Source organism: Kitasatospora sp. NPDC088134, from assembly GCF_044741705.1.
In the GTDB taxonomy this organism is placed as follows: Bacteria; Actinomycetota; Actinomycetes; order Streptomycetales; family Streptomycetaceae; genus Kitasatospora.
Genome location: NZ_JBIUTD010000018.1, coordinates 15036 through 40905, shown reverse-complemented (window position 1 = coordinate 40905; position 25870 = coordinate 15036). Strand labels below are relative to the sequence as shown.

Genomic DNA, 25870 nt, shown 5'->3' with positions numbered 1-25870 from the left:
AACGGTCAAGATGCGATCGAGAATTGGCCCCGGCGATCTGATCATCAGTCATCACATAGCATCCGAACCGGTTCAGTCCTCGCACTCCTCCCCCGCTTCCTCCGCGTCCAAAGCCTCCCGGACCACCCGGAACGCCAACCCCTCCGGGTAGCCGCGCCGGGCCAGCACCCCGACCAGCCGACGGGTCCGGACGTCCCGTTCCAGGCCCGCGGTGGACCGCAGCTTCCGCGCCACCAGCGCTCGGGCCGCCTCCGACTCGTCGTCCGCGTCCACCTGCAGCAGCGCCCGCTCGGCGGTCTCCCCGCCGATGCCCTTGGTCCGCAACTCCTGCGCCAGCGCCCGCCGGGACAGCCCGCGCACCGCGTGCCGGGACTCCACCCACGCCTCGGCGAAGGCCGCGTCGTCGATCAGCCCGACCTCCTCCAGCCGGTCCAGCACCTGCCCGGCGACCTCCTCCGGGATCTCCTTGCGGCGCAGCGCGTCGGCCAACTGCTTGCGGGACTTGGCGGCCCCCGTCAGCAACCGCAGGCAGATGTCCCGGGCCCGGTCCGCCGGGTCGCCCTCCGGCTCGGCCTTCCGGGCCCCGCGCCGCCGCGGCGCGTCCGCCCCGTCCGACTCCGCCGCCCCCCGGCGCCGCCGCGCGGGCCGCTCCCCCTCGGCGTCCCGCCGGACCCGCGCCCGCGGCTCGGCCTCGGGCACCGCGACGGGCAACTCCCCCAGCGCGCTGCGCCGCCGCCGGTGCCCGCCCGCCAACGCGGAGGCCCGCACCAGCCCGGGCACCTCCCCGATGCCCACCGGCTCCTGCGCCCGGACATCGTCCCGCCCGGCGGGCGGCTCCCCCGCGCCGGACGGCTCTTCCCCCGCCGGCCGGGCCGAGGCACGCACCAGCCCGGGGAACTCCCCGTCCCCGAGCGGCTGTTCCTCCCCCGGCAGGTCGTCCGTCCGCCGCCGACGGCGCGGCGTCCGCTCCCCCGACCCGGTGCCGGACGCCCGCGGGGGCCGGTGCGCGACGGCGGCGAACCAGTCGGGCGGGCCGGTCTCGCCGTGCCGCCCGTCCTCGTCGCCGTCGGCCCATACGCCCGCACCGGGCCCGTCCTCGGACGGGCCCGGTGCCGGGTCTTCGCTGGTGCGACGGTGCGTCAACGGATCAACCCTTGGCGGCGGCCGTCTCCTTGGCCGCTGCGGCGGCCGTCTTCTTGGCGGTGGCCTTCGCCGGGGCGGCCGCGGCCGGGATCTCCACGGCGGGGGCGGCGTCGCCCTCGGCCTCGGGCGGCTTCGGGCCGATGCCCAGCTTGCCCTTGATCTTGGCCTCGATCTCGTCGGCCAGCTGCGGGTTGTCCTTCAGGAAGTTGCGGGCGTTCTCCTTGCCCTGGCCGAGCTGGTCGCCCTCGTAGGTGTACCAGGCGCCGGACTTCCGGATGAAGCCGTGCTCGACGCCCATGTCGATCAGGCCGCCCTCGCGGCTGATGCCCACGCCGTAGAGGATGTCGAACTCGGCCTGCTTGAACGGCGCGGCGACCTTGTTCTTGACCACCTTGACGCGGGTGCGGTTGCCGACCGCCTCGGTGCCGTCCTTCAGGGTCTCGATGCGCCGGATGTCGAGGCGGACCGAGGCGTAGAACTTCAGCGCGCGACCACCGGTAGTGGTCTCGGGCGAGCCGAACATCACGCCGATCTTCTCGCGCAGCTGGTTGATGAAGATGGCGGTGGTGTTCGACTGGTTCAGCGCACCGGCGATCTTGCGCAGCGCCTGGCTCATCAGGCGGGCCTGCAGACCGACGTGCGAGTCGCCCATCTCGCCCTCGATCTCGGCGCGCGGCACCAGCGCGGCCACCGAGTCGATGATCACCAGGTCGATCGCGCCGGAGCGGATCAGCATGTCGGTGATCTCCAGCGCCTGCTCACCGGTGTCCGGCTGGCTGACCAGCAGGGCGTCGGTGTCCACGCCGAGCTTCTTGGCGTACTCGGGGTCGAGCGCGTGCTCGGCGTCCACGAACGCGACCGTGCCGCCGGCCCGCTGGGCGTTGGCCGCCAGGTGCAGGGTCAGCGTGGTCTTGCCGGAGGACTCCGGGCCGTAGATCTCGACCACCCGGCCGCGCGGGATGCCGCCCACGCCCAGCGCCACGTCCAGCGCGGTGGACCCGGTGGAGATCACCTCGACCGGCTCGTTCGCCTTCTCGCCCAGCCGCATCACCGAGCCCTTGCCGAACTGCCGCTCGATCTGGGCGAGTGCGGCCTCCAGGGCCTTCTCGCGATCCGTACCTGCCATGGCTTCCACCCTCGGGTTCTGTCCGTTGCGCTTCATCGTCATCGACGCTAGCGCGTCCCACCGACAATCGGCCCCGGACGGGGTCGGCCTGTGGAAAAGTCCGCGCCGAAGAGTACAAAGAACACACGTTCGATTCCAGTGTCGCACTTCAACGGCGTCGCACCGGACGGGTCGGTCCCGGGCCGTAGGGTGGCGGCGACCACCATCGGAACGCACGCACGGGGGCCCCATGACCATTCACCGTCCCGGACTGCCGGAGGACCTGCCGCCGGCCGAGGTGCTGTGGGGCCGCTGGGCCCTGCTGGCCGCGCTGGAGGCGACCACCGAGGCGGAGCAGGACCCGCCGCGCCACCGGACCGGCCGGTGGCTCGACGACGCGGGCCTGCACTGGGACGACTGCGGCTGCACCTGGTGGGTGCTGTCCCGGTGCGGCCCGGGCCGCTTCGTGCTCTACGGCGAGGACGAGGCGAGCGAGGTCAAGTGGCACGAGCCGAAGATCGACATGCTGGCGGGCGCCCCCGCCTGGCTGCCGTACCCGGAGATCGAGCACCGGCTCGAAGGCCTGGAGGTCGGCTGCGTCTACTGGTACGAGAACGGCGCCTGGGCCCGGGCCCCGTACCCGGACGGCCTCGCCGACGACGGCCTGGACTGCGGCGTGAGCTGCTTCACCGAACGCGCCGAGGTGCTGGGCGAGTTGGCCGACCGCCTGGTCGACACCGCCGACGCGGCCGACGCGGACCTGCTGCTGGCCGACGCGGAGGCGCACCGGCTGGACCCGGGCCGCCTGCCGGGCCTGCTGGCCCCGACCGACCTCGACGACGAGCCCCTGGACCTGCCCGCCGTGCTCCGGGCGCTGGCCCGCGCGGGCCTGACGGCGCGACCGGCCACCACCGACGCCTCCTGACACCCGCCGGGCCCGCCCGGAGCAAAGGGGACGGCCCCGCCGCCCGGTGGGAGGCGGGGCCGTCGGGCACGGGGGCTACTCGGTGAACATCGTCTGGGTGTTCTCGGGCAGTTCCTTGCCGTCGTTGTCGAAGAACTTCCAGGACAGCGCCTTCACCCCGGGGCGCTCCGCCACCACCACGCGGCGGGTCGGCGAGTCGCCGACCGTCACCGCCTGCGGCTCGGTCACGGTGCCGTCGGCCCAGGTCACCACCGTCTTGGCGACGTCAGGCCCGAGGGACAGCACGGCGAGGCGCAGCGGCAGCGGCCCGGGCGTCCCGCTCTTGTTGCTGGGGCCCATGACGCCGCCGCCGAAGACCTTCGCCATCCGCGGGTCGAAGCCGGCGCGGGCCGGGGTGCTGCCCTCGGTGTCGTACTTCTGCCGGACCCCGTCCAGGGTGGCGTAGACGTTGACCACGTCGTCCTTGGGCTGCCAGTACTGCTGGACGTAGGCCGGGGTCGGCTTCGGCAGCGACGGATCGACGGCGCTGCGCTCCTGCCAGAGCGCGACCGCCTGGTCGTAGGCCCGGTCCTGCGGGGCCAGCGGCCACAGGGCTTCCCAGAGCTTCCACTCCTTGCCGTCGACGGTGCCCTGGCCGATCACCACCCGGACCGGCTGGAGGGGGTCCTTGGCGACCGGCGCGACGCTGCCGGCGCCCGCGTCGACCAGCGAGAGCGGCGCGCTCGCCTGCACCGGGTGCGCCGCCGGCCGGCCGTCGAGCCCGGCGGCGACGCCGCCGCCCAGGACCACCGCGGAGGCCAGCGCCACCGCGCCGATCGCGCTCCGGCGCCGCTGCCGCATCCGCCGGCCGCCGGCCATGATGGACTCCATCGGCACCGACCCGATCCGCACCTCGGACGCCGCCCCGGCCAGCTCCTGCCCGATCCACTGCCCGCCGTTGTCCGCCATCGTGTTCTCCCCCTCGGTCACACCGCACCTCCGATACGGATCATGTCCTTCGATTCCCTCAACCCCGGGGTCTCCCGGAGCTTGGCTATGCCCTTGGCCGCGTGACTGCGCACCGCACCGGTGGAGCACCCCATGGCCGCCGCCGCCTGACTGTCGCTCAGGTCCTCCCAGTGCCTGAGCACCACGGCCTGGCGCTGCCGGGCGGGCAGCGCGGCGAGCGCCGCCATCAGCACCCGGCGCTGGTCCGAGCGGGCGTACCCGTCCTCGGCCCCGGCCGCGTCGGGCACCGCCTCCACCAGCACCTCCGGCGGCCGACGGCGCCAGCGGCGGGCCTGCTGGTTGACCATGATCCGCCGCACGTAGCTGTGCGGGTCGTCGGCCCGGCGGACCTTCGACCAGGCCGCGCAGGTCCGCTCGGCGGCGGACTGGGCGAGGTCCTCCGCGGCGTGCTGGTCGCCGGTCAGCAGGTACGCCGTCCGCAGCATCCAGGGCCAGGCCCCGACGATGAACGTCCGGAACTCGTCGTCCGGACCGCCCCTCATGTCACTCATGAACACCTCCTCACCCCTCCAGAGCCCACCGAGGGGGTGAACCGCTTACTCGTCCCCCCGACGGATTTCCGGCCGCTCCCCGCCGTCCGGCCCCTGACCCGTCCCGTTCCCGCCGTTCCCGCCGCTCCCGCCGCTCCCCGTCGTGCCCCCGTCGTCCGGACCGTTCCCGCCCGAGACCATCCGGCGCAGCCGCCGGACGGCCCGCCGCCGGCGCTCCCGGCGCTCCCGCTGCTGCTCGCCCCGGTCGATCCGGGGGTCGTCCTCGACCTCGTAGCGGCGGACGTAGGTGCCGACGAAGCCCTGCAGGGTCGCGGCGACCGGGATGGCGATCAGCGCGCCGACGGCGCCGAGCAGGGCGGCCCCGGCGATCACCGAGCCGAACGCGACGGCGGGGTGCACGTCGACGGTCCGCGCGGTGATCCGGGGGTGCAGCAGGTAGTTCTCGATCTGCTGGTAGACGATCACGAAGACCAGCACCCACACCGCCTCCACCGGACGGTCGGTCAGCCCGACCAGCACCGGCAGCGCCCCGGCCAGGTAGGTGCCGATGGTGGGCACGAACTGCGACATGACGCCGACCCAGACGGCCAGCGCCGCCGCGTACGGCAGGCCGATGGCGGCGAAGAACGCCCAGTGCCCGAGGGTGGAGACCAGGGCGAGCAGCGCCCGGGAGTACAGGTAGCCGCCGGTCTTGGCGAGCGCGATCTCCCAGGCCCGCAGCACCTCGCCCTGCTTGGCGGGCGGCAGCAGCGAGCAGACGGTGCGCCGGACCCTGGGTCCCTCGGCGGTGAAGTAGAAGGTGAACAGGCCGACGGTGAACGCCTGGAACAGGCCGCCGACGACGGTGCCGGTGACGCCCCAGACGTTGTCGGCGGCCTGCTGGGCGTACTTCTCGATGGTGCCGGAGTCCTTGAGCACCTGGTGCTGGAGCTGGTCGAGCGACAGGTCGGTGTGGAAGGTGCCGTTGATCCAGGTGATCAGGTCCTGGAGCAGTTGCGGCAGCTTCCCGGCGATCTGGGTGATCTGGTCGACCAGCAGGGTGCCGAGCGCGGCGAGGAAGCCCGCCACGGCCAGGCCGAGGCCGATGAAGACCAGGAAGGTGCCGAGGCCGCGGCGGACCCCGCGGGCGGCCATCCGGTCGACCGCGGGCTCCATCGCCAGCGACAGGAAGAACGCCACCAGCAGCATCACGAACAGGTCGATCAGCTGGTGGAACGCCCAGTCGGCGAGCTGGAACAGGCCGACGCCGAGCAGCGCGAGCAGGATCGCCCGGGGCAGCCAGCGGGGCATCGCCCCGCCACCGCCCCCGGTCCGGCGGAGCATCCGGGCGGCGGCGGCCGCCGTGCGGTCGGCCCCCTCCCCGGGCGGCGGGTCCTCGGGGGTGCGGTCGTCGGGGGTCCGGTCGGGGTTCGGTTCGCTGCTGGCCACCGGGACAGTCTCACCCGGCGGGCGGTGATCACTCTCACCTCAGCAGCGGCGACACTCCCTGCGTGGCGCACACCACTCGCCAGACGTCCTTGGCCTCCCACCCGGCGTCCAGCGCCCCGCGCACGGTGCGCCCGCCGAGTTCGGCCATCAGGTGGTCCTGCGCGAAGGACTCCGCGTACGCCTCGCCGAAGTGCTCGTGCATCCGTCGCCAGAACTCGGTCAGCCTCATGCGCCCCAGTATCGGGCACCGCGCGGACGGTCCGGCGCGGGCCGTTCAGCGCGGCAGGGCGAGCACCCCGGCGCCGTAGTAGGAGCGGGCCCGGCAGCCGGACGGGGCGCTCAGGCCGCAGCCGGCGTCGGCGGCGGCGGAGAGCGCGGCGGTGATCCGCTCGGGGCCCCAGTCGGGGTGCCGGGCGGCGACCACCGCGACGGCGCCGGTGACGTGCGCGGCGGACATCGAGGTGCCGGCCAGCGCGGCGTACCGGCCGCCGGGCCAGTCGGAGACGACCGCCCCGTCGGGCCCGGCGTCGGGGTCGCCGCCGGGGGCCGCGACGGAGACCTTGCCGCGCCCGTAGTTGCTGTACACGGCGGGCAGTCCGGACCGGTCGACGGCGCTGACGGTGACCACGCCGGGCAGTTCGCCGGGCAGCCGGACGCACTCGGTGCCGAGCTGCCGGTCCTGCGGCGGGCCGGAGACCCGGTCGTTGGGGCTGCGCCGGTCGGTGCGCCCGGCGGTGAGGTCCTGCCCGTCGTTCCCGGCCGAGGCGACCACCACGGCGCCCTTGCGCCGGGCGTAGGCGACGGCCCGGCCGACGGCGGCGATCAGCGCGGCCTGGTCGGCGTCCTCGGGGCAGTTGTACTTCCACGGGTCGGCGAAGTAGCTGTCGTTGATGGCCCGGGCCCCGTGGTCGGCGGCCCAGAGCATGCCGCAGACGATGTTCTCGGCGTAGTACTGCCCGAGCGGGCCGAGCAGCCGGACGGCGGCGATCCGGACGCCGGGGGCGACGCCGGTGACGCCGTGGCCGTCCCGGGCGGCGCCGACGATCCCGGCGACGTGGGTGCCGTGGCCGCTCTCGCCGACCGAGTCGTCGGGCCGCCAGGCGCCGCTGCGGGCGTCGGGGCGGCCGTCGGCGCAGGACGCGGAGGCCGCGGGGTCGACGGCGGCCCGCAGGTCGGGGTGGGTGTCGTCGACGCCGGAGTCCAGCACCGCGACGGTGATCCCGGACAGTTGCTGGGGGGTGGGCAGGTCGTCGGCGGGGTCGCCCTGCCGGCCGGTGGCGACGGCGGGGCGCAGCAGCGCGTTCCGCCCGGCGGGGCGCTCGACGGCGCCGATCATGGCGAGGTTCCAGTCGGCGTGCTCGCCGGGGTCGGGCACGGTGGCGGTGGCGTCGTCGCCGCCCTCCCGGACGTCCTGCCCGGGCGAGGCGGTCTGCCCGGGCGCGGCGTCGAGCGCGGGCGTGGCCGCGGGGCGCCCGGGGCCGGTGCCGGTGAACGCGGCGCCGGCCAGCGGCCGGGGCGGGGAGGGCACGGGGACGGTGCGGGTGGCGCCGACGGCGGCTATCCCGGCCCGTCCGCGCAGGGCGGCGCCGAACCCGGGCCCGGCGTAGGCGAGCACCGCGCCGATCTGCGGGTACTCCTGGACGACCCGGCCGCCGTGCGCCCGGGCCTGGTCGGCGGCGTGCTCGGCGCCCCGGGCGTCGGCGCGCTCGTCGAGCACCAGGTAGCTGAGGTAGGTGTCACCCGTGCCGGTGACGTAGGGGACGGCGCCGCCGATCAGCAGGCCGGTGAGCAGCATCGCGCCGAGGGCCCGGACGCTGCGGCGCCGGCGGGCTCCGGGGGTGCTGCCGGGGGCCTGGCTCACCTGCTCCATCGCACGGTCTCCGCTCGTCAGGCAGGGCGGGACTCCGGGAGGTCCGAGTCCGATTCCTCACCATATGAGCGGCTTGTCCGATCTGCTGCCCGGGACTGCGGCAGACGGTGGCGGCGGGTGACCGCCGCCGACCGCCCGTGGGCTGTCAGGGTGTCGGGGCACCATGGGCTCATGGCCACCTCTGTCCCCGACGCACCCGACGACGTGCCCGACGCCTCCGAAGCGCCCGGTGCCCCGAACCCGCTGGACGGCTTCGCGCCGGCCACCCGGGCCTGGTTCACCGGGGCGTTCGCCGCCCCCACCGCGGCGCAGGCCGGGGCCTGGTCGGCGATCGGCCTGGGGACGGACGTGCTGGTGGTCGCCCCGACCGGCTCCGGCAAGACGCTGGCCGCCTTCCTGTCCGCGCTGGACCGGCTCGCCGCCGAGCCGCCGCCGGCCGAGCCGAAGCGGCGCTGCCGGGTCCTCTACGTCTCCCCGCTGAAGGCCCTGGCGGTGGACGTCGAGCGCAACCTGCGCGCCCCGCTGGCCGGCCTGCGGCAGGCGAGCGTCCGGCTCGGCCTGCCGGAGCCGGACGTCCGGGTCGGCATCCGCTCCGGCGACACCCCGGCCGCGGACCGCCGGAAGTTCGCCACCCACCCGCCGGACATCCTGATCACCACGCCGGAGTCGCTGTTCCTGCTGCTCACCTCGGCCGCCCGGGAGGCGCTGCGCGGCGTCGACACGGTGATCCTGGACGAGGTGCACGCGGTGGCCGGGACCAAGCGCGGCGCGCACCTGGCGCTCAGCCTGGAGCGGCTGGACGGGCTGCTGGACCGCCCGGCCCGCCGGATCGGCCTGTCCGCGACCGTCCGCCCGGTCGAGGAGGTGGCCCGCTACCTGAGCCCGCAGCGCGGCGCGGCGATCGTCCGGCCCGGCGGCGACAAGCGCTTCGACCTGTCCGTGGTGGTCCCCGTGCCGGACCTCGCCGACCTGCCCGCCGCCCCGGCCGAGGAGGACGACCCGCGGCGGCAGAGCTCGATCTGGCCGCACGTGGAGGAGCGGATCGTCGACCTGGTGCAGGCGCACCGCTCGACCATCGTGTTCGCCAACTCCCGCCGGCTGGCCGAGCGGCTGTGCAACCGGCTGAACGAGATCGCCCACGAGCGGGCCACCGGCGCCCCGCCGCCCGGGGCGCACGCCCCCGCCGAGCTGATGGGCGGTTCCGGCGCGGCCGCGGGCGCGCCGCCGGTGCTGGCCCGGGCCCACCACGGCTCGGTCTCCAAGGAGCAACGGGCGCTGGTGGAGGAGGAGTTGAAGGCCGGCCGGCTGCCCGCCGTGGTGGCCACCTCCAGCCTGGAGCTGGGCATCGACATGGGCGCCGTCGACCTGGTGGTGCAGGTCGAGTCGCCGCCCTCGGTCGCCTCCGGCCTGCAACGGGTCGGCCGGGCCGGGCACCAGGTCGGCGCGGTCTCCCGCGGCGTGTTCTTCCCCAAGTACCGGGGCGACCTGGTGCAGTCCGCCGTGGTCACCGAGCGGATGCGCGACGGCCGGATCGAGGCGCTGCGGATCCCCCGCAACCCGCTGGACGTGCTGGCCCAGCAGCTGGTCGCGATCACCGCCCTGGACACCTGGGACGTGGACGAGCTGCTCGCGCTGTGCCGCCGGGCCGCCCCGTTCGCCACCCTGCCGCGGTCCGCCTTCGACGGCGTCCTCGACATGCTGGCCGGCCGCTACCCGTCCGACGCCTTCGCCGAGCTGCGCCCCCGCCTGGTCTGGGACCGGGTCGCGGGCACCGTCACCGGCCGCCCCGGCGCCCAGCGCCTCGCCGTCACCTCCGGCGGCACCATCCCCGACCGCGGCCTGTTCGGCGTCTTCATCGCCGGGGCCGACCCGAAGAAGGGCGGCGGCCGGGTCGGGGAGCTCGACGAGGAGATGGTCTACGAGTCCCGGGTCGGCGACGTGTTCACCCTGGGCACCACCTCCTGGCGGATCGAGGACATCACCCACGACAAGGTGCTGGTCACCCCCGCCCCGGGCGTCCCGGGCCGGCTGCCGTTCTGGAAGGGCGACACCCTCGGCCGCCCGCTCGAACTCGGCCGCGCGGTGGGCGCGTTCGTCCGCGAGCTGGGCGCCCTGGAGCCCGGACCGGCCACCGAGCGGCTGCGCGCGGCGGGCCTGGACGACTGGGCGGCCGGCAACCTGCTCTCCTACCTGGCCGAGCAGCGCACGGCCTGCGGCCACCTGCCCGACGACCGCACCATCGTGGTCGAGCGCTTCCGCGACGAGCTGGGCGACTGGCGGATCGTCGTGCACTCCCCCTTCGGCGCCCAGGTGCACGCCCCGTGGGCGCTGGCGATCGGCGCCCGGCTGCGCGAGAAGCACGGCCTGGACCCGCAGGTGATGCACGCCGACGACGGCATCGTGCTGCGCCTGCCGGACGCCGACCTGCTGGCCGACTTCCCGTCCGGCCCCGCCGCCCCGCCCGCCGACGAGGCCCCGGTCGGCGCGGACGCCGCGCTCTTCGACGCCGCCGAGATCGAGCAGCTGGTCACCGACCAGGTCGGCGGCTCCGCCCTGTTCGCGGCCCGGTTCCGCGAGTGCGCCGGCCGCGCCCTGCTGCTGCCCCGCCGCAGCCCCGGCAGGCGCACCCCGCTCTGGCAGCAGCGCCAGCGCGCCTCCCAACTCCTGGAGGTGGCGGCCGAGTACGGCTCCTTCCCGATCGTGCTGGAGGCCGTCCGCGAGTGCCTGCAGGACGTCTTCGACGTGCCCGGCCTGGTCGAGCTGATGGGCGACCTGGAGTCCCGCGCCGTCCGCCTGGTCGAGGTCACCACCCCGGAGCCGTCCCCGTTCGCCCGCTCGCTGCTGTTCGGCTACGTCGCCCAGTTCCTGTACGAGGGCGACTCCCCGATCGCCGAGCGGCGGGCCGCCGCCCTGTCCCTGGACTCCCGGCTGCTGTCCGAACTGCTCGGCCAGGCCGAGCTGCGCGAACTCCTCGACCCGCAGGTCCTCGCCGACCTGGAGGCCGAGCTCCAGCGGCTCACCCCCGAGCGCCGGATCAAGGACGCCGAGGGCGTCGCCGACGCGCTGCGCCTGCTCGGCCCGCTGTCCGATGCCGAACTCGCCGCCCGCGGCGCGCACCCGTCCTGGGCCCCGGAGCTGGAGGCCGCCCGCCGCGTCATCCAGGTCCGGATCGGCGGCGAGCTGCGCCGGTCCGCGATCGAGGACGCCGGGCGCCTGCGCGACGCCCTCGGCACCCCGCTGCCGGTCGGCGTCCCCGAGGCGTTCACCGAGCCGGTCAAGGACCCGCTGGGCGACCTGCTGGCCCGGTACGCCCGCACCCACGGCCCGTTCACCGCCCAGGACGCCGCCGACCGCTTCGGCCTCGGCACCGCCGTCGTCACCGGCACCCTGGACCGCCTCACCGCCGCCGGCCGCCTGGTCCGCGGCGAGTTCCGGCCCGACACGACCGCGACCGCCCCCGAGTGGTGCGACGCCGAGGTGCTGCGCCGCCTGCGCCGCCGCTCGCTGGCCGCGCTCCGGCACGAGGTGGAGGCCGTCCCGCCGAAGGCGCTGGCCGCCTTCCTCCCGCAGTGGCAGCACCTGGCCGGGCACCGGCTGCGCGGCGCCGACGGCCTGTACCGGGTCGTCGAACAGCTCCAGGGCACCGCGCTGCCCGCCTCCGCCCTGGAGAAGCTCGTCCTGCCGGCCCGGCTCGCCGACTACTCCCCCGGCCTGCTGGACGAGCTGATGGCGGCCGGCGAGATCGGCTGGTCCGGGGCGGGCGCGCTGCCCGGCAAGGACGGCTGGATCGGCCTGCACCTGCCGGAGAACGCCCACCTGCTGCGGCCCGAACCGCTGCCGCTCACCCCGGGCCCGGTGCACACCGCCCTGCTGGAGGCGCTCACCGGCGGCTACGGCGCGTTCTTCCGCCAGCTCGCCGAGCGCGTCCCCGACACCCCGGACGCCGAGATCGCCGACGCGCTCTGGGACCTGGTCTGGGCCGGGTACGTCACCAACGACACCCTGGCCCCGCTGCGCAACCTGCTCGGCTCCGGCCGCACCGCGGGCGCCACCGCGCACCGGGCGCCGCGCGCCACCCCGCGCGGCCGCTACGGGGGCGCGGGCCGCGGCCTGTCCCGCCCCGCCGCCCGGAGCGGCCCGCCGACCGCGGCCGGCCGCTGGTCGCTGCTGCCCTCCTTCGGCGGCGACCCGACCGTCCTGGCCGCCGCCCGGGCGCAGGCGCTGCTGGACCGGCACGGTCTGCTGACCCGCGGCGCGGTGGCCGCCGAGCGGGTCCCCGGCGGCTTCGCGGGCGTCTACCGGGTGCTGTCCGCGTTCGAGGAGCGCGGGAAGGCCCGCCGCGGCTACTTCGTCGAGGGCCTGGGCGGCGCCCAGTTCGCCATGGACGGCGCCGCGGACCGGCTGCGCTCGGTCGGCTCCCGGCTGGAGCGGGGCGACGGCGACTGGTCCGCGGCCCCCGCGGACGCCCCGCGGGCGCTGGTGCTGGCCGCCGCCGACCCCGCCAACGCGTACGGCGCGGCCCTGGGCTGGCCGGAGCCGCCCGAGGGCACCGCGGCCGCCCACCGGCCGGCCCGGAAGGCGGGCGCCCTGGTCGCCCTGGTCGACGGCGAGCTGGTGCTGTACCTGGAGCGCGGCGGCCGCTCGCTGCTGACCTGGCCGACCGCCGAGGGCCGGCTGGCGGCCGCCCTCGCCGCGCTGGCCGGGCCGCTCACCGTCGAACGCGTCAACGGCCACGCCGCCCTCACCAGCCCCCTCGGCCCCGCGCTGGAATCGGCCGGATTCCACCCCACCCCGAAGGGCTACCGGCTGCGCTGACCCCGGGGCCGTCACCCGTCCGTGGGAGCGTGCTCCAGCACGGGCGCATCCGGCGGCCGGAGCCCGTCGTCGGCAGCGGCGCGGCGGCGGCGCCGGCGGGCCGTGGCGTGCACCGGGATCAGCCCGATGCCCCACCAGCCGGCCGCGAGCATGCCGAGGGCGGCACCGCCGTGGATCGCGGTGCCGCCCGTCAGCAGCAGTATCAAGCCCAGACCGACCAGTGCCGTCGCAGCAAGCAGCACGGTACGCCGCGTACTCCGCATCGTGGCCCTCCTTCGCCCGGCGCCCCGCGGTGGCGGGGCGTTCGAGGTCCGGTCAGGCCGCCACCACGTCCATCGCCGCCGTCTTGGACGACATGGAACCGGACCGGTCGACGCCGGGGGCCGGCAGCGGAACCGGTTCGAGCACCGGCCTCAGCAGATCACCCTCCGAGAGGGTGGCCATCGCCGCAAGTTCGGCGAGCGACAGTTCGTCGCTGACCTCCCGCATGACCTCCGACATCCGGACGTCCAGTGCGTCGCAGATGGCGGAGAGCAGCTCGGAGGACGCCTCCTTCTGACCCCGCTCGACCTCGGAGAGGTACCCGAGCGAAACCCTGGCAGCTGCCGACACCTCGCGGAGTGTGCGGCCCTGGCGCTGGCGCTGCCGACGCAGCACATCGCCAAGCAGGCGACGGAGCAGAATCATCGGTGCCTCCCTCCTCGGACTGCGGATCGAGATGTCACGACCCCACCGTACCGCCTTGCCAGCATCCCGTGCGGGGACCGGGGTCGTGTTCACTCTGGGCTGCAAGGCGTCCCCTCCCCTGTTCTTCCCCGTCGGGGCCGTCGAACCACCCGTGACGGGCAGATGTCCGGCTCCGGACGCACGGTCGACGCGCGACCGACGGATCTGCCGTCCGACCGGTTCGGTCGGAGCATCCGGTGTAACACGATCTCCGGCCCGGTGCGGCGGGTTCCCGGGTTTTCCCCCGCCACTCCCGCCGCGCGGGACGGGGCTCAGCCGCCGTCCGCCAGCCGCCGGAGCAGCAGCTCCAGCGCGGCGTCCACCGACCCCTGCCGGATCGTGTCACGCCCACCCGACAACCGGAGCGGGAGCGTCTGTGTTCCCGCGGGCCCGGCGACGGCGAGGTGCACGGTGCCGACGGGCTGCCCGTCCTGCGGGTCGGGGCCGGCCACGCCGGTGGTGGCGAGCGCCCAGTCCGCGCCGAGCAGCCGGCGCACGCCCTCGGCCATCTGCCGGGCCACCTCGGGGTGGACGGCGCCGTGCTCGGCCAGCAGCGCCGGGTCGACGCCCAGCACGGTGGCCTTCAGCTCGGTGGCGTACGCGGTGACCGAGCCGCGGAACACCGCGGAGGCGCCGGGGACGGCGACCAGCGCGGCGGCCAGCAGGCCGCCGGTCAGCGACTCGGCGACGGCCAGCGTGGCGCCCTCGGCCCGCAGCGCGGCCAGCGCCCGGGCGGCCGGGCCCGCCGCGACCCTGCCGGTCCCGCCGGTCCCGTCGGCCCCGTCGGTCTCAGTCACCGCGGCGCTCCCGGGCGATGCCCTCCCGGCGCAGCCGCAGCGCCTGCACCAGGTAGTCCAGGCCGGTGCCGACGGTCAGGACGACGGCGACCGCCATCATCACGGCCCGGCCGGTGGCCAGCGGCCCGGTGAGCACCAGGACGTACATGCCGACCGCGATGCCCTGGGTGAGCGTCTTGATCTTGCCGCCCCGGCTGGCCGGGATGACGGCGTAGCGGATCACCCAGAACCGCAGCAGGGTGATGCCGAGCTCGCGGGCCAGGATCACCGCGGTGACCCACCAGGGCAGGTCGCCGAGGACCGACAGGCCGATCAGGCCGGTGCCCATGATCGCCTTGTCGGCGATCGGGTCGGCGATCCGGCCGAAGTCGGTGATCAGGCCCATGCTGCGGGCCAGCGCGCCGTCGAAGACGTCGGTGATCATCGCCACGGCGAAGGCCGCCCAGGCGAAGGCCCGCCACTTCGGGTCGTGGCCGCCGTCGGCGAACAGCAGCGCGGCGAACACCGGCACCAGCAGCAGCCGGAACATGGTCAGCACGTTGGCGATGTTCCACAGGCCGGGCGGCGGCACGGCGGCCGGGGTCGGCCGGGTCGCGGCCGGGGCTCCCGGCCCCTTGGTCATACGTCGGCTCCGGGCTGCTCCGCGACCGGGACGGCCTCGGCCACCAGGTCGACGCCCTCGGTGCCGACCACGGTGGCGCGGTAGAACCGGCCGACCACCGCGTCCTCGACGCCGAGCAGGGTGGTCAGGCCGTCGGTCTCGGGCGCCTGGTGGGCGGCCCGGCCCTCCACCACGCCGTCCTCGACCGATTCGACCAGCACGGTGACCTCGCTGCCGATCCGCTGCTCGGCGCGCTGCGCGGTGAGCTCCTCGGCGAGCTTGGAGAGCCGGGCGACCCGGTCGTTGACGACGTCCTGGTCGAGCTTGCCGTCGTAGCCGGCCGCCTCGGTGCCGTCCTCGTCGGAGTAGCCGAACACGCCGATGGCGTCCAGGCCGGCGTGCGTGACGAACCGTTCCAGCTCGGCGTAGTCCTGCTCGGTCTCGCCGGGGAAGCCGACGATGAAGTTGGACCGGGCGCCGGCCTCGGGGGCCTTGGCCCGGATCGACTCCAGCAGGCCGAGGAACTGCTCGGTGGAGCCGAAGCGGCGCATCCGGCGCAGCACGGCGGGCGCGGAGTGCTGGAAGGACAGGTCGAAGTAGGGCACGACCCGGTCGGTCCCGGTCATCACGTCGATCAGGCCGGGGCGCATCTCGGCGGGCTGCAGGTAGCTGACCCGGACCCGCTCGATGCCGTCGACGGCGGCGATCTCGGTGAGCAGGGTCTCCAGCAGGCGGATGTCGCCGAGGTCCTTGCCGTAGGAGGTGTTGTTCTCGGAGACCAGGACAACCTCGCGCACGCCCTGGCCGGCCAGCCAGACCGCCTCGTTCAGGACGTCGGAGGGGCGGCGGGAGATGAAGGAGCCGCGGAAGGCGGGGATGGCGCAGAACGAACACCGGCGGTCGCAGCCGGAGGCGAGCTTGATCGAGGCGACGGGGGCGTCGTCGAGGCGCCTGCGCAGGGTGCGCGGACCGGAGGCGGGGGCGAGGCCCGCGGGCAGGTCCTCGGGGGCGCCGTGGCCGGGGAGGGCGACCTCGGCGGCGGCGGCCTGCCGCTCGACCGGGGTGAGCGGCAGCAGCTTGCGGCGGTCGCGCGGGGTGTGGGCCTCGACGTGGCCGCCGGAGAGGATGGTGTTCAGGCGGGTGGAGATGTCGGCGTAGTCGTCGAAGCCGAGGACGCCGTCCGCCTCGGGCAGGGCGTCGGCGAGCTCCTTGCCGTAGCGCTCGGCCATGCAGCCGACCGCGACCACGGCCTGGGTGCGGCCGTGGCCCTTGAGGTCGTTGGCCTCCAGCAGGGCGTCGACGGAGTCCTTCTTGGCGGCCTCGACGAACCCGCAGGTATTGACGACGGCGACGTCGGCCTCGCTGGCGTCGTCGACCAGCCGCCAGCCGTCGGCCTCCAGTCGCCCGGCGAGTTCCTCGGAGTCGACCTCGTTGCGGGCGCATCCGAGCGTGACCAGGGCGACAGTGCGGGGTTCAGGCATGACGCCAAGATTAACGCGCGCCCCCCGGTGGAGTTCCCCCCGGAGGGCGCGTGCCGGTGTTCGGCGGGCCGGATCAGCCGGCCTGCGGGTCGCCGGGGGTGTACGTGAGGTGCACGACCTGGCCGTCCTTGCCGGCCGGGCCGAGGTCCTTGCCGTTCACGAACAGGTGGACGGAGCCGGCGTTGCCGATCACCAGGGTGATCTTCTTCGGGTCGGTGAAGGTCTGGTCCTGGCCGACTTCGAGGTTGTTGGAGAACAGCGACTTGCCGTCGCCGTCCTTGGCGGTGACCCAGCTCTTGTCCGGGCCGGCCACCAGCTTGACGGTGACCTTGTCGGCGGGGGCGGCGGCGATCGCGGCGGGGCTGGCCTCGGGGGCCGGCGGCTGCGCGGCGGGGGCGGTGACCGGGGCGGAGGCGCCGCTGGGCAGCGGGGCGCTGGCCGCGCCGGGCCGGTCGGCGGCCGGGGCGGAGGCGCCGAACAGGTTGTAGCCGATCAGCGCGACCACGGCGGTGATCGCCAGCACCATCGCGGTCGTCCAGTTCGGGCGGCGGTGGTCGCGGACCTTGATCGGGCCGGCGTCGAGCAGCTGGCTGGCGCGCGGCGCGGCACCGCCGTACTCGGCGTCGTAGCGGGCGACCAGCGCCTCGCCGTCCAGGCCGACCTCGCGGGCGAGCAGCCGCAGGTGGCCGCGGGCGTAGAAGGCGCCGCCGCAGCGTTCGAAGTCGTCGCACTCGACGGCGTGCACGATCGGCACCCGGATGCGGGTGCGGGTGCTGACCTGGTCGACCGTCAGGCCGGCTTCCAGGCGGGCCCTGGCGAGCAGCCGCCCGATGCTCGGCCCGTCGACGGCACGGCTCGGTTCCGCGGGGCTCTGCGGGGTGGCGGAGCCGGGCGCGGCGGAGTCGGGGGCGGAGCGGCGGGGGGACTTGCCGATGGTCACTGGGCACGCCTTTCGAGCGGAGGCCACCTGCTGAAGCACCAGTCTAGGGGTGCTGCCGGAACGTTTCTCAACCGGAGGGGGCCCGAACGTGCCACCCGCCGGGCCTGGAGTTGACGGGTGGTCAGATCGTTTTTCGGCCAACGGGCCGACCGCCCCCCGTCTACCCTCGGAGGGTGAGGAGCACACCGTCCAGTTCGTCCGGTTTGACCAGCACGTCGCGGGCCTTGGAGCCCTCGCTGGGGCCGACGATGCCGCGCGACTCCATCAGGTCCATCAGCCGGCCGGCCTTGGCGAAGCCGACCCGGAGCTTGCGCTGGAGCATCGAGGTCGACCCGAACTGGGTGGTGACGACCAGTTCGGCGGCCTGGATCAGCAGGTCGAGGTCGTCGCCGATCTCCTCGTCGATCTCCTTCTTGGGGCCGCCGCCGACCACCACGTCGTCCCGGTAGCGGGCCGTCAGCTGGTCCTTGCAGTGCTGGACGATCTTGGCGATCTCCGCCTCGGTGACGAAGGCGCCCTGCATCCGGACCGGCTTGGAGGCGCCCATCGGCAGGAACAGGGCGTCGCCCTTGCCGATCAGCTTCTCCGCGCCGGGCTGGTCCAGGATGACCCGGGAGTCGGCCATCGCCGAGGTGGCGAAGGCCAGCCGGGACGGCACGTTGGCCTTGATCAGGCCGGTGACCACGTCCACCGAGGGGCGCTGGGTGGCCAGCACCAGGTGGATGCCGGCGGCCCGGGCGAGCTGGGTGATCCGGACCACCGAGTCCTCGACGTCGCGCGGGGCGACCATCATCAGGTCGGCCAGCTCGTCGACGATCACCAGCAGGTACGGGTAGGGCGTCAGCTCGCGCTCGCTGCCCAGCGGCGGCTGCACGGTGCCGGCCCGGACGGCGGCGTTGAAGTCGTCGACGTGCCGGAAGCCGAAGGCCGCCAGGTCGTCGTAGCGCATGTCCATCTCGCGGACCACCCACTGGAGGGCCTCGGCGGCCTTCTTCGGGTTGGTGATGATCGGCGTGATCAGGTGCGGGATGCCCTCGTAGGCGGTCAGCTCGACCCGCTTGGGGTCGACCAGCACCATCCGGACCTCGTCGGGGGTGGCGCGCACCAGCACCGAGGTGATCAGGCAGTTGATGCAGGAGGACTTGCCCGCGCCGGTGGCGCCGGCCACCAGCACGTGCGGCATCTTCGCCAGGTTGGCCATCACGGTGTGGCCCTCGACGTCCTTGCCCATGCCGACCACCATCGGGTGGCTGTCCTCGGCGGCGCTGCGCGAGCGCAGCAGGTCGCCGAGGGTGACCATCTCCCGGTCGAGGTTGGGGATCTCCACGCCGACCGCGGACTTGCCGGGGATCGGCGAGATGATCCGCACGTCGGGGGTGGCGACCGCGTAGGCGATGTTCTTCGCCAGCGCGGTGATCCGCTCGACCTTGACGGCGGGGCCGAGCTCGACCTCGTAGCGGGTGACCGTCGGGCCGCGGGTGAAGCCGGTGACCCGGGCGTCGACCTTGAACTCGCCGAACACGCCGGTGAGCTGGGCCACCACGTCGTCGTTGAGCTTGGAGCGGGCCTTGGCGGGGGCGCCGCGCTCCAGCAGGTCGAGCGGCGGCAGCGCGTAGCTGATGTCGCCGGAGAGCTGGAGCTGTTCCATCCGGGCCGGGGCCTCGCCGTGGCCGTCGGGGGCCTCGGCGGCGCGGGCGGCCGGGACCTCGGGGCTCCACGGCTCCTCGGGCGGGGCGGTGTTGTCCTTGACCTGGCCGAGCATGCTGGCCACTGCGGGCGAACCGGGCACCCCGTACAGCAGGGCGCCGTCGAGGTCGGCGGCGACGCCCGCGGCGATGTCCCTGGTCCGGTACGGGTCCTTCTCCAGCGAGAGCGGCTCGGACTCCGCCTCCTCGGGCGTCTCGTCCTTGCGGCGGCGGCGCCGGCGGCGGGCGGACAGCTCGTCGCCCTCGATGGTGATCGGCAGCGCGTCCGGGTCGGCGTCCTCGGGCGGGGCGGTGGACCAGGCGCGCTCGCCGGAGGCGGACTCGCCGTCGTACTCCTCCGCCTCGCCGGGCAGCGGCTCGACCACGCCGAGCCGGACGCCGAGCAGCCGCAGCCGCTCCGGAATCCGGTTGACGGGCGTGGCGGTGACCACCAGCAGGCCGAAGAAGGCGACCAGCAGCAGCAGCGGGACGGCCAGCGGCGGCCCGGCGGCGGCCATCATCGGGGTGGACGCGGCCCAGCCGAGCAGGCCGCCGGCCTGCCGGATCTTCGACGCCCCGGCGCCCATCGCGGGCGCGCCGCAGCCGATGTGGACCAGGCCGAGCACGCCGACCAGTAGGGTGCTCAGGCCGATGGCGACCCGGCCGTCGGCCTCGGGGGGCCCGGGGTGGCGCATCAGCCGGACCGCGGAGGCGCCGAGCAGGATCGGCACCAGCACGTCGAGCCGGCCGAACAGGCCGGAGACCACGTTGGTCGCGGCCTCGCCGAGCCAGCCCTGCGGGCCGAACCAGGTGCCGGCGGCGGTGACCAGGGCGAGCGCCAGCAGCAGCAGCGCGACGCCGTCCTTGCGGTGCTCGGGGTGCAGGTTGCGGGCGCCGTGGCCGAAGCCGCGGAACCCGGCGCCCACCGAGTGCGCCAGGCCCAGCCAGACGGCGCGCACGGCGCGGAAGAGTATCGGCTTGCGCGGCGGCGGGGGCGGGGCGGCGGGGGCGCTCCGCCGGGGTGCCGCCTTCTTCGCCGGGGCGGCCTTCTTCGCGGCGGGCTTGGCGGCCGCGGACTTGGGCGCGGCCTTCCGGGCCGGCGCCTTCTTGGCCGGCCCGGGCTTGGCGGTGCGTGCGGCGGCGCTTCCGGGCGATCGTGTGGCCATGGGGGGCAGCCTACCGGCGCGCCCCGGCGGCGGACGCGTGCGGGCGCACTTCGGCGGGTTGTGTCGCCGACACGCCGTCAGCGGCCACGGAACCACCCGGACGGGGGAGACTGACGGGCCGTCAGCCTCCCCCGTCCGGGCCGCGGTCGGCCCGGGTTCAGTCGGTGCCGGGACGGAGCGCGTCCAGCGCCCGCCGCAGACCGGCGAGCTTGCGCTCCAGGTGCGCGGCGGTGGCGGCGGCCCCGCTGTCGGCGCCGGCGTCGAGCTGCTTGGTGAGCGCCTCGGCCTGCTCCTCGACGGCGGCCAGCCGGGCCGAGAGCTCGCCCAGCAGCGCTCCGCCGAGCTGCGGCTCCTCCCCGCCGGCCTCCAGTTGCAGGCGCAGCAGCGCGGCCTGCTCCCTCAGCTGGGTGTTCTTCATGTAGAGGTCGACGAAGACCGAGACCTTGGCGCGCAGCACCCACGGGTCGAAGGGCTTGGAGATGTAGTCGACCGCACCGGCCGCGTAGCCGCGGAAGGTGTGGTGCGGCCCATGGTTGATCGCGGTCAGGAAGATGATCGGGATGTCCCTGGTCCGCTCCCGGCGCTTGATGTGCGCGGCGGTCTCGAAGCCGTCCATGCCGGGCATCTGGACGTCCAGCAGGATGACCGCGAAGTCGTCGGTCAGCAGCGCCTTGAGCGCCTCCTCGCCGGAGGCGGCGCGCACCAGGGTCTGGTCGAGCGCGGAGAGGATCGCCTCCAGGGCGAGCAGGTTCTCCGGACGGTCGTCGACCAGGAGGATCTTCGCCTTCTGCACCAGGACCCGCCCTCCTGCCGGTTGTTTCCCGAGGGCGGGCGCCACTGCGCCGCCCCTCACTGCCCCGGTCATGCTAGCCGTACCCCCTCGCCCGCCACAGGCCCGGCGCCGGGCGTCACCGTCCGGTCACTGTTGGCAACGAGCGGTGACCTTACCGGGTTCCCGCCCACGGGGGCCAGCCGGACCGGCCCCCGCGGGCGGCGGTCACCCGACAGGCAGGTGCTGGCGCATCACCGCCAGCAGGTGGTCGGTCTCGACCGGTTTGGTGATGTGGTCGGTGGCGCCGGCCTGCAGGCTCTTCTCCCGGTCGCCCTTCATCGCCTTGGCGGTCAGCGCGATGATCGGCAGGCCGGCGAACCGGGGCATCCGCCGGATCTGCTCGGTGGTCGCGTAGCCGTCCAGCTCCGGCATCATGATGTCCATCAGCACCAGGGCGACGTCCTCGTGCTGTTCGAGCATCTCGATGCCCTCCCGGCCGTTCTCGGCGTACAGCACGGTCAGGCCGTACTGCTCCAGCACGCTGGTGAGGGCGAACACGTTGCGGATGTCGTCGTCGACGATCAGCACCCGCTCGCCGTCGAAGCGGACCGGGGCGCCGCCGGCCCGGGCGGGCTCGCCCTGGCGCGGGAAGGGCTCCTCGGCGGGGCGGGGCAGCTCCTGCGGGCCGCGGCGGCGCTCGACGGTGGAGCGGCGGCGCTCCTCGACCAGGCCGCGGGCCTCCTGGGTCCACTGCTCGGCGGGCGTCCGGGGCGCTTCGAGGGCGCGCGGCGCGGCTCCGCGCTCCAGGGTGACCGGCTCGGGCCCCTCGGTGCGCAGCGGCAGGTACAGGGTGAAGATCGAGCCGCGGCCGAGTTCGCTCTCCACGTGGATCTCGCCGCCGAGCAGCCGGGCGATCTCCCGGCTGATCGAGAGGCCGAGGCCGGTGCCGGCGTACTTGCGGCTGGTGCCGCCGTCGGCCTGCTTGAACGCCTCGAAGATCTCCCGGAGCTTGTTGCCGGGGATGCCGATGCCGGTGTCGGCGACCGAGAAGGCGATCAGCGGCTGGTCGGGGTCGGCGACGCTGCCGGCCTCCAGCAGTTGCTCGCGCACGTGCTGCGGGATCTCCGCCCCGGCCACCGGGCGGATCATCAGCTCGACGGCGCCGCTGTCGGTGAACTTGACGGCGTTGGAGAGCAGGTTGCGCAGCACCTGCTGGAGGCGCTGCTCGTCGGTGTGCAGGGTGACCGGCAGCTCCGGGGAGACCCGGACCGCGAAGTCCAGGTTCTTCTCCACGGTGAGCGGCCGGAACGCGGCCTCCACGTAGTCGACCAGCTGGACCAGCGCGATCCGGGCCGGGCGGACGTCCATCTTGCCGGCCTCGACCTTGGACAGGTCGAGGATGTCGTTGATCAGCTGGAGCAGGTCGCTGCCCGCGCCGTGGATCGTCTCGGCGAACTCGACCTGCTTGGCGGAGAGGTTGCCCTCGTTGTTGTCGGAGAGCAGCTTGGCCAGGATCAGCAGCGAGTTGAGCGGGGTGCGCAGCTCGTGCGACATGTTGGCCAGGAACTCGCTCTTGTAGCGGGAGGCCAGCGCGAGCTGTTCGGCGCGCTCCTCCAGGATCTGCCGGGCCTCCTCGATCTCGCTGTTCTTGATCTCGATGTCGCGGTTCTGCTGGGCGAGCTGCTCGGCCTTCTCCTGGAGCTCCTCGTTGGTGCGCTCCAGCTCCTCCTGGCGGGCCTCCAACTCGGCGGAGCGCATGGAGAGTTCGGCGGTCAGGCGCTGGGACTCCAGCAGCAGGCCCTCGGTCTTGGTGTTGACCGAGATGGTGTTGACGGTGACGCCGATCTGGTCGGCGATCTGGTTGAGGAAGTCCAGCGCGACAGTGGTGAAGCTGGAGAAGGTGGCGAGTTCGATCACGCCGAGCAGCCGGCCCTCGAACAGCACCGGCATCACCACCACGTGCGCCGGGGAGGACTCGCCGAGGCCGGAGGAGATCTTCAGGTAGCCGGGCGGGGTCTCCTTCAGCACGATCGGGCGCTTCTCCACGGCGGCCTGGCCGATCAGGCCCTCGCCGAGCCGGAAGGTGGTCGGCATGGTGCGGCGGTGGTAGCCGTAGGAGCCGATCAGCCGGAGCACGATGTCGTTCTCGTCGTCGTCCTCGGTGACCAACTCGGCGGTGCGGCCGGCCGGTTGGGCGAGGAAGAAGGCGCCGTGCTGGGCGGAGACCACCGGGGTCAGCTCGCTCATGATCAGCGAGGCGACGGCGGACAGGTCGCGGCGGCCCTGCAGCAGGCCGGACATCCGGGCCAGGTTGGTCTTCAGCCAGTCCTGTTCCTTGTTGGTCCGGGTGGTCTCGCGCAGGTTGGCGATCATCTGGTTGATGTTGTCCTTGAGCTCGTCGAGCTCGCCGGACGCGTCCACGGTGATCCGGGGCGACAGGTCGCCCCGGGTGACGGCGGTGGCGACCTGGGCGATCGCGCGGACCTGCCGGGTCAGGTTGTTGGCCAGCTCGTTCACCGACTCGGTGAGGTCCTGCCAGGTGCCGGCCACGCCGGGGACGCGGGCCTGGCCGCCGAGCCGGCCGTCGGTGCCGACCTCGCGGGCGACCCGGGTCACTTCGTCGGCGAACGCGGAGAGCTGGTCGACCATGGTGTTGATGCTGGTCTTGAGCTCCAGGATCTCGCCGCGGGCGTCGACGTCGATCTTCTGCGAGAGGTCGCCGCGGGCCACCGCGGTGATCACCAGCGCGATGTTGCGCACCTGGCCGGTGAGGTTGTTGGCCATCAGGTTGACGTTCTCGGTCAGGTCCTTCCAGATCCCGGCGACGCCCGGCACGCCGGCCTGGCCGCCCAGGATGCCGTCGGTGCCGACCTCGCGCGCGACCCGGGTGACCTCGACGGCGAAGGCCGAGAGCTGGTCGACCATGGTGTTGAGGGTGTCGGCGAGCGCCGCGACCTCGCCGGCCGCGTCGATGGCGATCTTCTTCGACAGGTCGCCGCGGGCCACCGCGGAGGCCACCTCGGCGATGTTGCGGACCTGGCTGGTCAGGTTGGACGCCATCAGGTTGACGTTGTCGGTCAGGTCGCGCCAGATGCCGGAGACGCCGGAGACCCGGGCCTGGCCGCCCAGGATGCCGTCGGTGCCGACCTCGCGGGCGACCCGGGTCACCTCGTCGGCGAACGCGGACAACTGCTCGACCATGGTGTTGACGGTGGTGACGAGTTCGCGGATCTCGCCCTTGGCGTCGACGGTGATCTTCTTGGAGACGTCGCCGCGGGCCACCGCGGTGGTCACCTCGGCGATCGAACGCACCTGGCTGGTCAGGTTGTTGGCCATCAGGTTGACGCTGTTGGTGAGGTCCTTCCAGGTGCCGGACACCCCGGGCACGCTGGCCTGGCCGCCGAGGATGCCCTCGGTGCCGACGTCCCGGGCGACCCGGGTGACCTCGTCGGCGAAGGCGCCGAGCTGGTCGACCATCGTGTTGATGGTGTTCTTCAGCTCCAGGATCTCGCCCCGGGCGTCGACCTGGATCTTCTGCGACAGGTCGCCCTTGGCGACCGCGGTGGTGACCTGCGCGATGTTGCGGACCTGGCTGGTCAGGTTGTTCGCCATCGAGTTGACGTTCTCGGTCAGGTCCTTCCAGACGCCGGCCACGCCCGGCACCTGGGCCTGCCCGCCGAGGATGCCCTCGGTGCCGACCGCGCGCGCCACCCGGGTCACCTGCTCGGCGAAGCCGGACAGCTGGTCGACCATGGTGTTGATGGTGTTCTTGAGTTCGAGGATCTCGCCCCGGGCGTCGACCTCGATCTTGCGCGACAGGTCGCCCTTGGCGACCGCGGTGGTCACCTCGGCGATGTTGCGGACCTGCGCGGTCAGGTTGGCGGCCATGAAGTTCACCGAGTCGGTGAGGTCGCGCCAGGTGCCGGCCACCCCGGACACCTGGGCCTGGCCGCCGAGCCGGCCCTCGGTGCCGACGTCCCGGGCCACCGTGGTGACCTGCGCGGCGAAGGAGTTGAGCTGGTCCACCATGGTGTTGACGGTGTTCTTCAGCTCCAGCATCTCGCCGTCGACGTCGACGGTGACCTTGCGGGAGAGGTCGCCGCGGGCGACCGCGGTGGTCACCTCGGCGATGTTGCGGACCTGCGCGGTCAGCCGGCCCGCCATGGTGTTGACCGAGTCCGCGAGGTCCTTCCAGGAGCCGGACACCGAGCGCACCCGGGCCTGGCCGCCGAGCTTGCCCTCGGTGCCGACCTCGATCGCCACCCGGGTCACCTGCTCGGTGAACTCGCTGAGCTGGTCGACCAGTCCGTTCAAGGTCCGGCCGACCTTGAGGAACTCGCCGCGCAGCGGGTAGCTGGCGCCGGTGGTGTGCACCGAGCGCAGCTCCATGGTCTGGGTCAGGTCGCCCTCGGCGATCGAGCCCAGCACCCGGCCGACCTCGGCCATCGGCCGGGCCAGGTCGTCGATCAGCGCGTTGCAGTTGTCGACGGCCGCCATCCAGGCGCCCTCGCCGACGCCGGTCTCCAGCCGCTCGGAGAGCCGGCCCTCGCGGCCGACCGCCCGCCGCACCCGGGCCAGCTCACCGGTCAGGTGCTGGTTGCGCTCGGCGACCTCGTTGAACACCGCGGCGATCTCCGCCAGCAGGCCGTCGCCGGGGAAGGTCATCCGGCGGCGGAAGTTGCCGTCCCGCATCGCGGTCAGCGCGGCCAGCAGCTTGCGCAGCTCGGCGGGCTCCGCGCCGCGCCCGGGGCCCGAGCGCCGCCCGCCGGACCGCGAGGGCGGCGCCGGCCGGGCGCCGCGCGCAGCGGTCGTCGTCGTACCGGACACGTCCTTGGTCGCCGAACTCAACGGGGCCCTCCCAGGTCCTGACTTGTTCCACCGCCGCGGGAGGGCCGGCGTCCGGCCTCGCCGCTCCCG

18 protein-coding genes are annotated in these 25870 nt (G+C 74.4%); 2 read left to right on the top strand and 16 right to left on the bottom strand.

The window, feature by feature from the left end; translation table 11 throughout:
- Positions 1-72: 72 nt before the first annotated feature.
- Together ACIOHG_RS25275 and recA are read right to left on the bottom strand one after the other, a co-directional pair.
- A complete protein-coding gene (locus tag ACIOHG_RS25275) occupies positions 73-1143 on the bottom strand; it encodes a regulatory protein RecX (protein ID WP_400953878.1) in 1071 nt (356 codons plus the stop codon).
- A 4-nt stretch (positions 1144-1147) separates the two neighbouring features.
- The gene (gene recA, locus ACIOHG_RS25270; RefSeq protein WP_400953877.1) at positions 1148-2269 is read right to left on the bottom strand and encodes a recombinase RecA; all 1122 of its coding nucleotides are present in this window, start codon (positions 2267-2269) and stop codon (positions 1148-1150) included.
- A gap of 229 nt (positions 2270-2498) precedes the next feature.
- On the opposite strand from recA, the gene ACIOHG_RS25265 reads away from it, so the two are divergent.
- Positions 2499-3173 carry a hypothetical protein gene (locus ACIOHG_RS25265; RefSeq protein WP_400953876.1) on the top strand — a complete coding sequence of 225 codons (675 nt, stop codon included), beginning with the start codon at positions 2499-2501 and terminating at the stop codon, positions 3171-3173.
- A gap of 75 nt (positions 3174-3248) precedes the next feature.
- Here the strand turns inward: ACIOHG_RS25265 and ACIOHG_RS25260 are convergent, their stop codons facing one another.
- Genes ACIOHG_RS25260 through ACIOHG_RS25240 form a run of 5 tightly spaced genes read right to left on the bottom strand, consistent with a single transcriptional unit; the run spans position 3249 to position 7970 of the window.
- On the bottom strand, positions 3249-4142 hold the full coding sequence (locus ACIOHG_RS25260; protein ID WP_400953875.1) for a hypothetical protein: 894 nt from the start codon (positions 4140-4142) through the stop codon (positions 3249-3251).
- On the bottom strand, positions 4139-4672 hold the full coding sequence (locus ACIOHG_RS25255; RefSeq protein ID WP_400953874.1) for a SigE family RNA polymerase sigma factor: 534 nt from the start codon (positions 4670-4672) through the stop codon (positions 4139-4141). The genes ACIOHG_RS25260 and ACIOHG_RS25255 overlap by 4 nt, the downstream gene beginning before the upstream one ends.
- Before the next feature lie 45 nt (positions 4673-4717).
- Complete coding sequence (locus ACIOHG_RS25250; RefSeq protein ID WP_400953873.1) at positions 4718-6100, bottom strand: AI-2E family transporter; 1383 nt, start codon at positions 6098-6100, stop codon at positions 4718-4720.
- Between the two features lie 34 nt (positions 6101-6134).
- The gene (locus tag ACIOHG_RS25245; RefSeq protein WP_400953872.1) at positions 6135-6329 is read right to left on the bottom strand and encodes a DUF3046 domain-containing protein; all 195 of its coding nucleotides are present in this window, start codon (positions 6327-6329) and stop codon (positions 6135-6137) included.
- Positions 6330-6374: 45 nt separating this feature from the next.
- Positions 6375-7970: a S8 family serine peptidase gene (locus tag ACIOHG_RS25240; RefSeq protein WP_400953871.1), complete on the bottom strand. Its 1596-nt coding sequence runs from the start codon at positions 7968-7970 to the stop codon at positions 6375-6377.
- 171 nt (positions 7971-8141) lie between these two features.
- Here ACIOHG_RS25240 and ACIOHG_RS25235 point away from each other — a divergent pair, with 171 nt between their 5' ends.
- On the top strand, positions 8142-12785 hold the full coding sequence (locus ACIOHG_RS25235) for an ATP-dependent helicase (protein WP_400953870.1): 4644 nt from the start codon (positions 8142-8144) through the stop codon (positions 12783-12785).
- A gap of 11 nt (positions 12786-12796) precedes the next feature.
- Here ACIOHG_RS25235 and ACIOHG_RS25230 read toward each other — a convergent pair whose 3' ends face one another.
- The 9 genes from ACIOHG_RS25230 to ACIOHG_RS25190 form a co-directional block, all read right to left on the bottom strand.
- The gene (locus tag ACIOHG_RS25230) at positions 12797-13048 is read right to left on the bottom strand and encodes a hypothetical protein (RefSeq protein WP_400953869.1); all 252 of its coding nucleotides are present in this window, start codon (positions 13046-13048) and stop codon (positions 12797-12799) included.
- 52 nt (positions 13049-13100) lie between these two features.
- Positions 13101-13472 (bottom strand): helix-turn-helix domain-containing protein, encoded by a 372-nt coding sequence (locus tag ACIOHG_RS25225; RefSeq protein WP_400953868.1) that lies wholly within the window; start codon positions 13470-13472, stop codon positions 13101-13103.
- Between the two features lie 311 nt (positions 13473-13783).
- Positions 13784-14308 carry a CinA family protein gene (locus tag ACIOHG_RS25220; protein WP_400953867.1) on the bottom strand — a complete coding sequence of 175 codons (525 nt, stop codon included), beginning with the start codon at positions 14306-14308 and terminating at the stop codon, positions 13784-13786.
- The gene (gene pgsA, locus ACIOHG_RS25215; RefSeq protein WP_400953866.1) at positions 14301-14930 is read right to left on the bottom strand and encodes a CDP-diacylglycerol--glycerol-3-phosphate 3-phosphatidyltransferase; all 630 of its coding nucleotides are present in this window, start codon (positions 14928-14930) and stop codon (positions 14301-14303) included. Before pgsA ends, ACIOHG_RS25220 begins: the two co-directional genes overlap by 8 nt.
- Complete coding sequence (gene rimO / locus ACIOHG_RS25210) at positions 14927-16390, bottom strand: 30S ribosomal protein S12 methylthiotransferase RimO (protein WP_400953865.1); 1464 nt, start codon at positions 16388-16390, stop codon at positions 14927-14929. The genes pgsA and rimO overlap by 4 nt, the downstream gene beginning before the upstream one ends.
- A gap of 73 nt (positions 16391-16463) precedes the next feature.
- On the bottom strand, positions 16464-17330 hold the full coding sequence (locus tag ACIOHG_RS25205; protein ID WP_400953864.1) for a helix-turn-helix domain-containing protein: 867 nt from the start codon (positions 17328-17330) through the stop codon (positions 16464-16466).
- Positions 17331-17490: 160 nt separating this feature from the next.
- Positions 17491-20181 (bottom strand): DNA translocase FtsK, encoded by a 2691-nt coding sequence (locus tag ACIOHG_RS25200; RefSeq protein ID WP_400953863.1) that lies wholly within the window; start codon positions 20179-20181, stop codon positions 17491-17493.
- A 157-nt stretch (positions 20182-20338) separates the two neighbouring features.
- Positions 20339-20977 (bottom strand): two-component system response regulator, encoded by a 639-nt coding sequence (locus ACIOHG_RS25195; RefSeq protein WP_400953960.1) that lies wholly within the window; start codon positions 20975-20977, stop codon positions 20339-20341.
- 201 nt (positions 20978-21178) lie between these two features.
- Complete coding sequence (locus ACIOHG_RS25190; protein ID WP_400953959.1) at positions 21179-25645, bottom strand: HAMP domain-containing protein; 4467 nt, start codon at positions 25643-25645, stop codon at positions 21179-21181.
- Positions 25646-25870: the final 225 nt, after the last annotated feature.

Bases quoted from the DNA above. Each gene is read 5' to 3' on its own strand.
- recA (WP_400953877.1), bottom strand. From the start codon at position 2,269: ATGGCAGGTACGGATCGCGAGAAGGCCCTGGAGGCCGCACTCGCCCAG.
- ACIOHG_RS25265 (WP_400953876.1), top strand. From the start codon at position 2,499: ATGACCATTCACCGTCCCGGACTGCCGGAGGACCTGCCGCCGGCCGAG.
- ACIOHG_RS25255 (WP_400953874.1), bottom strand. From the start codon at position 4,672: ATGAGTGACATGAGGGGCGGTCCGGACGACGAGTTCCGGACGTTCATC.
- ACIOHG_RS25245 (WP_400953872.1), bottom strand. From the start codon at position 6,329: ATGAGGCTGACCGAGTTCTGGCGACGGATGCACGAGCACTTCGGCGAG.
- ACIOHG_RS25240 (WP_400953871.1), bottom strand. From the start codon at position 7,970: ATGGAGCAGGTGAGCCAGGCCCCCGGCAGCACCCCCGGAGCCCGCCGG.
- ACIOHG_RS25235 (WP_400953870.1), top strand. From the start codon at position 8,142: ATGGCCACCTCTGTCCCCGACGCACCCGACGACGTGCCCGACGCCTCC.
- ACIOHG_RS25230 (WP_400953869.1), bottom strand. From the start codon at position 13,048: ATGCGGAGTACGCGGCGTACCGTGCTGCTTGCTGCGACGGCACTGGTC.
- ACIOHG_RS25225 (WP_400953868.1), bottom strand. From the start codon at position 13,472: ATGATTCTGCTCCGTCGCCTGCTTGGCGATGTGCTGCGTCGGCAGCGC.
- pgsA (WP_400953866.1), bottom strand. From the start codon at position 14,930: ATGACCAAGGGGCCGGGAGCCCCGGCCGCGACCCGGCCGACCCCGGCC.
- rimO (WP_400953865.1), bottom strand. From the start codon at position 16,390: ATGCCTGAACCCCGCACTGTCGCCCTGGTCACGCTCGGATGCGCCCGC.
- ACIOHG_RS25200 (WP_400953863.1), bottom strand. From the start codon at position 20,181: ATGGCCACACGATCGCCCGGAAGCGCCGCCGCACGCACCGCCAAGCCC.
- ACIOHG_RS25190 (WP_400953959.1), bottom strand. From the start codon at position 25,645: ATGCGGGACGGCAACTTCCGCCGCCGGATGACCTTCCCCGGCGACGGC.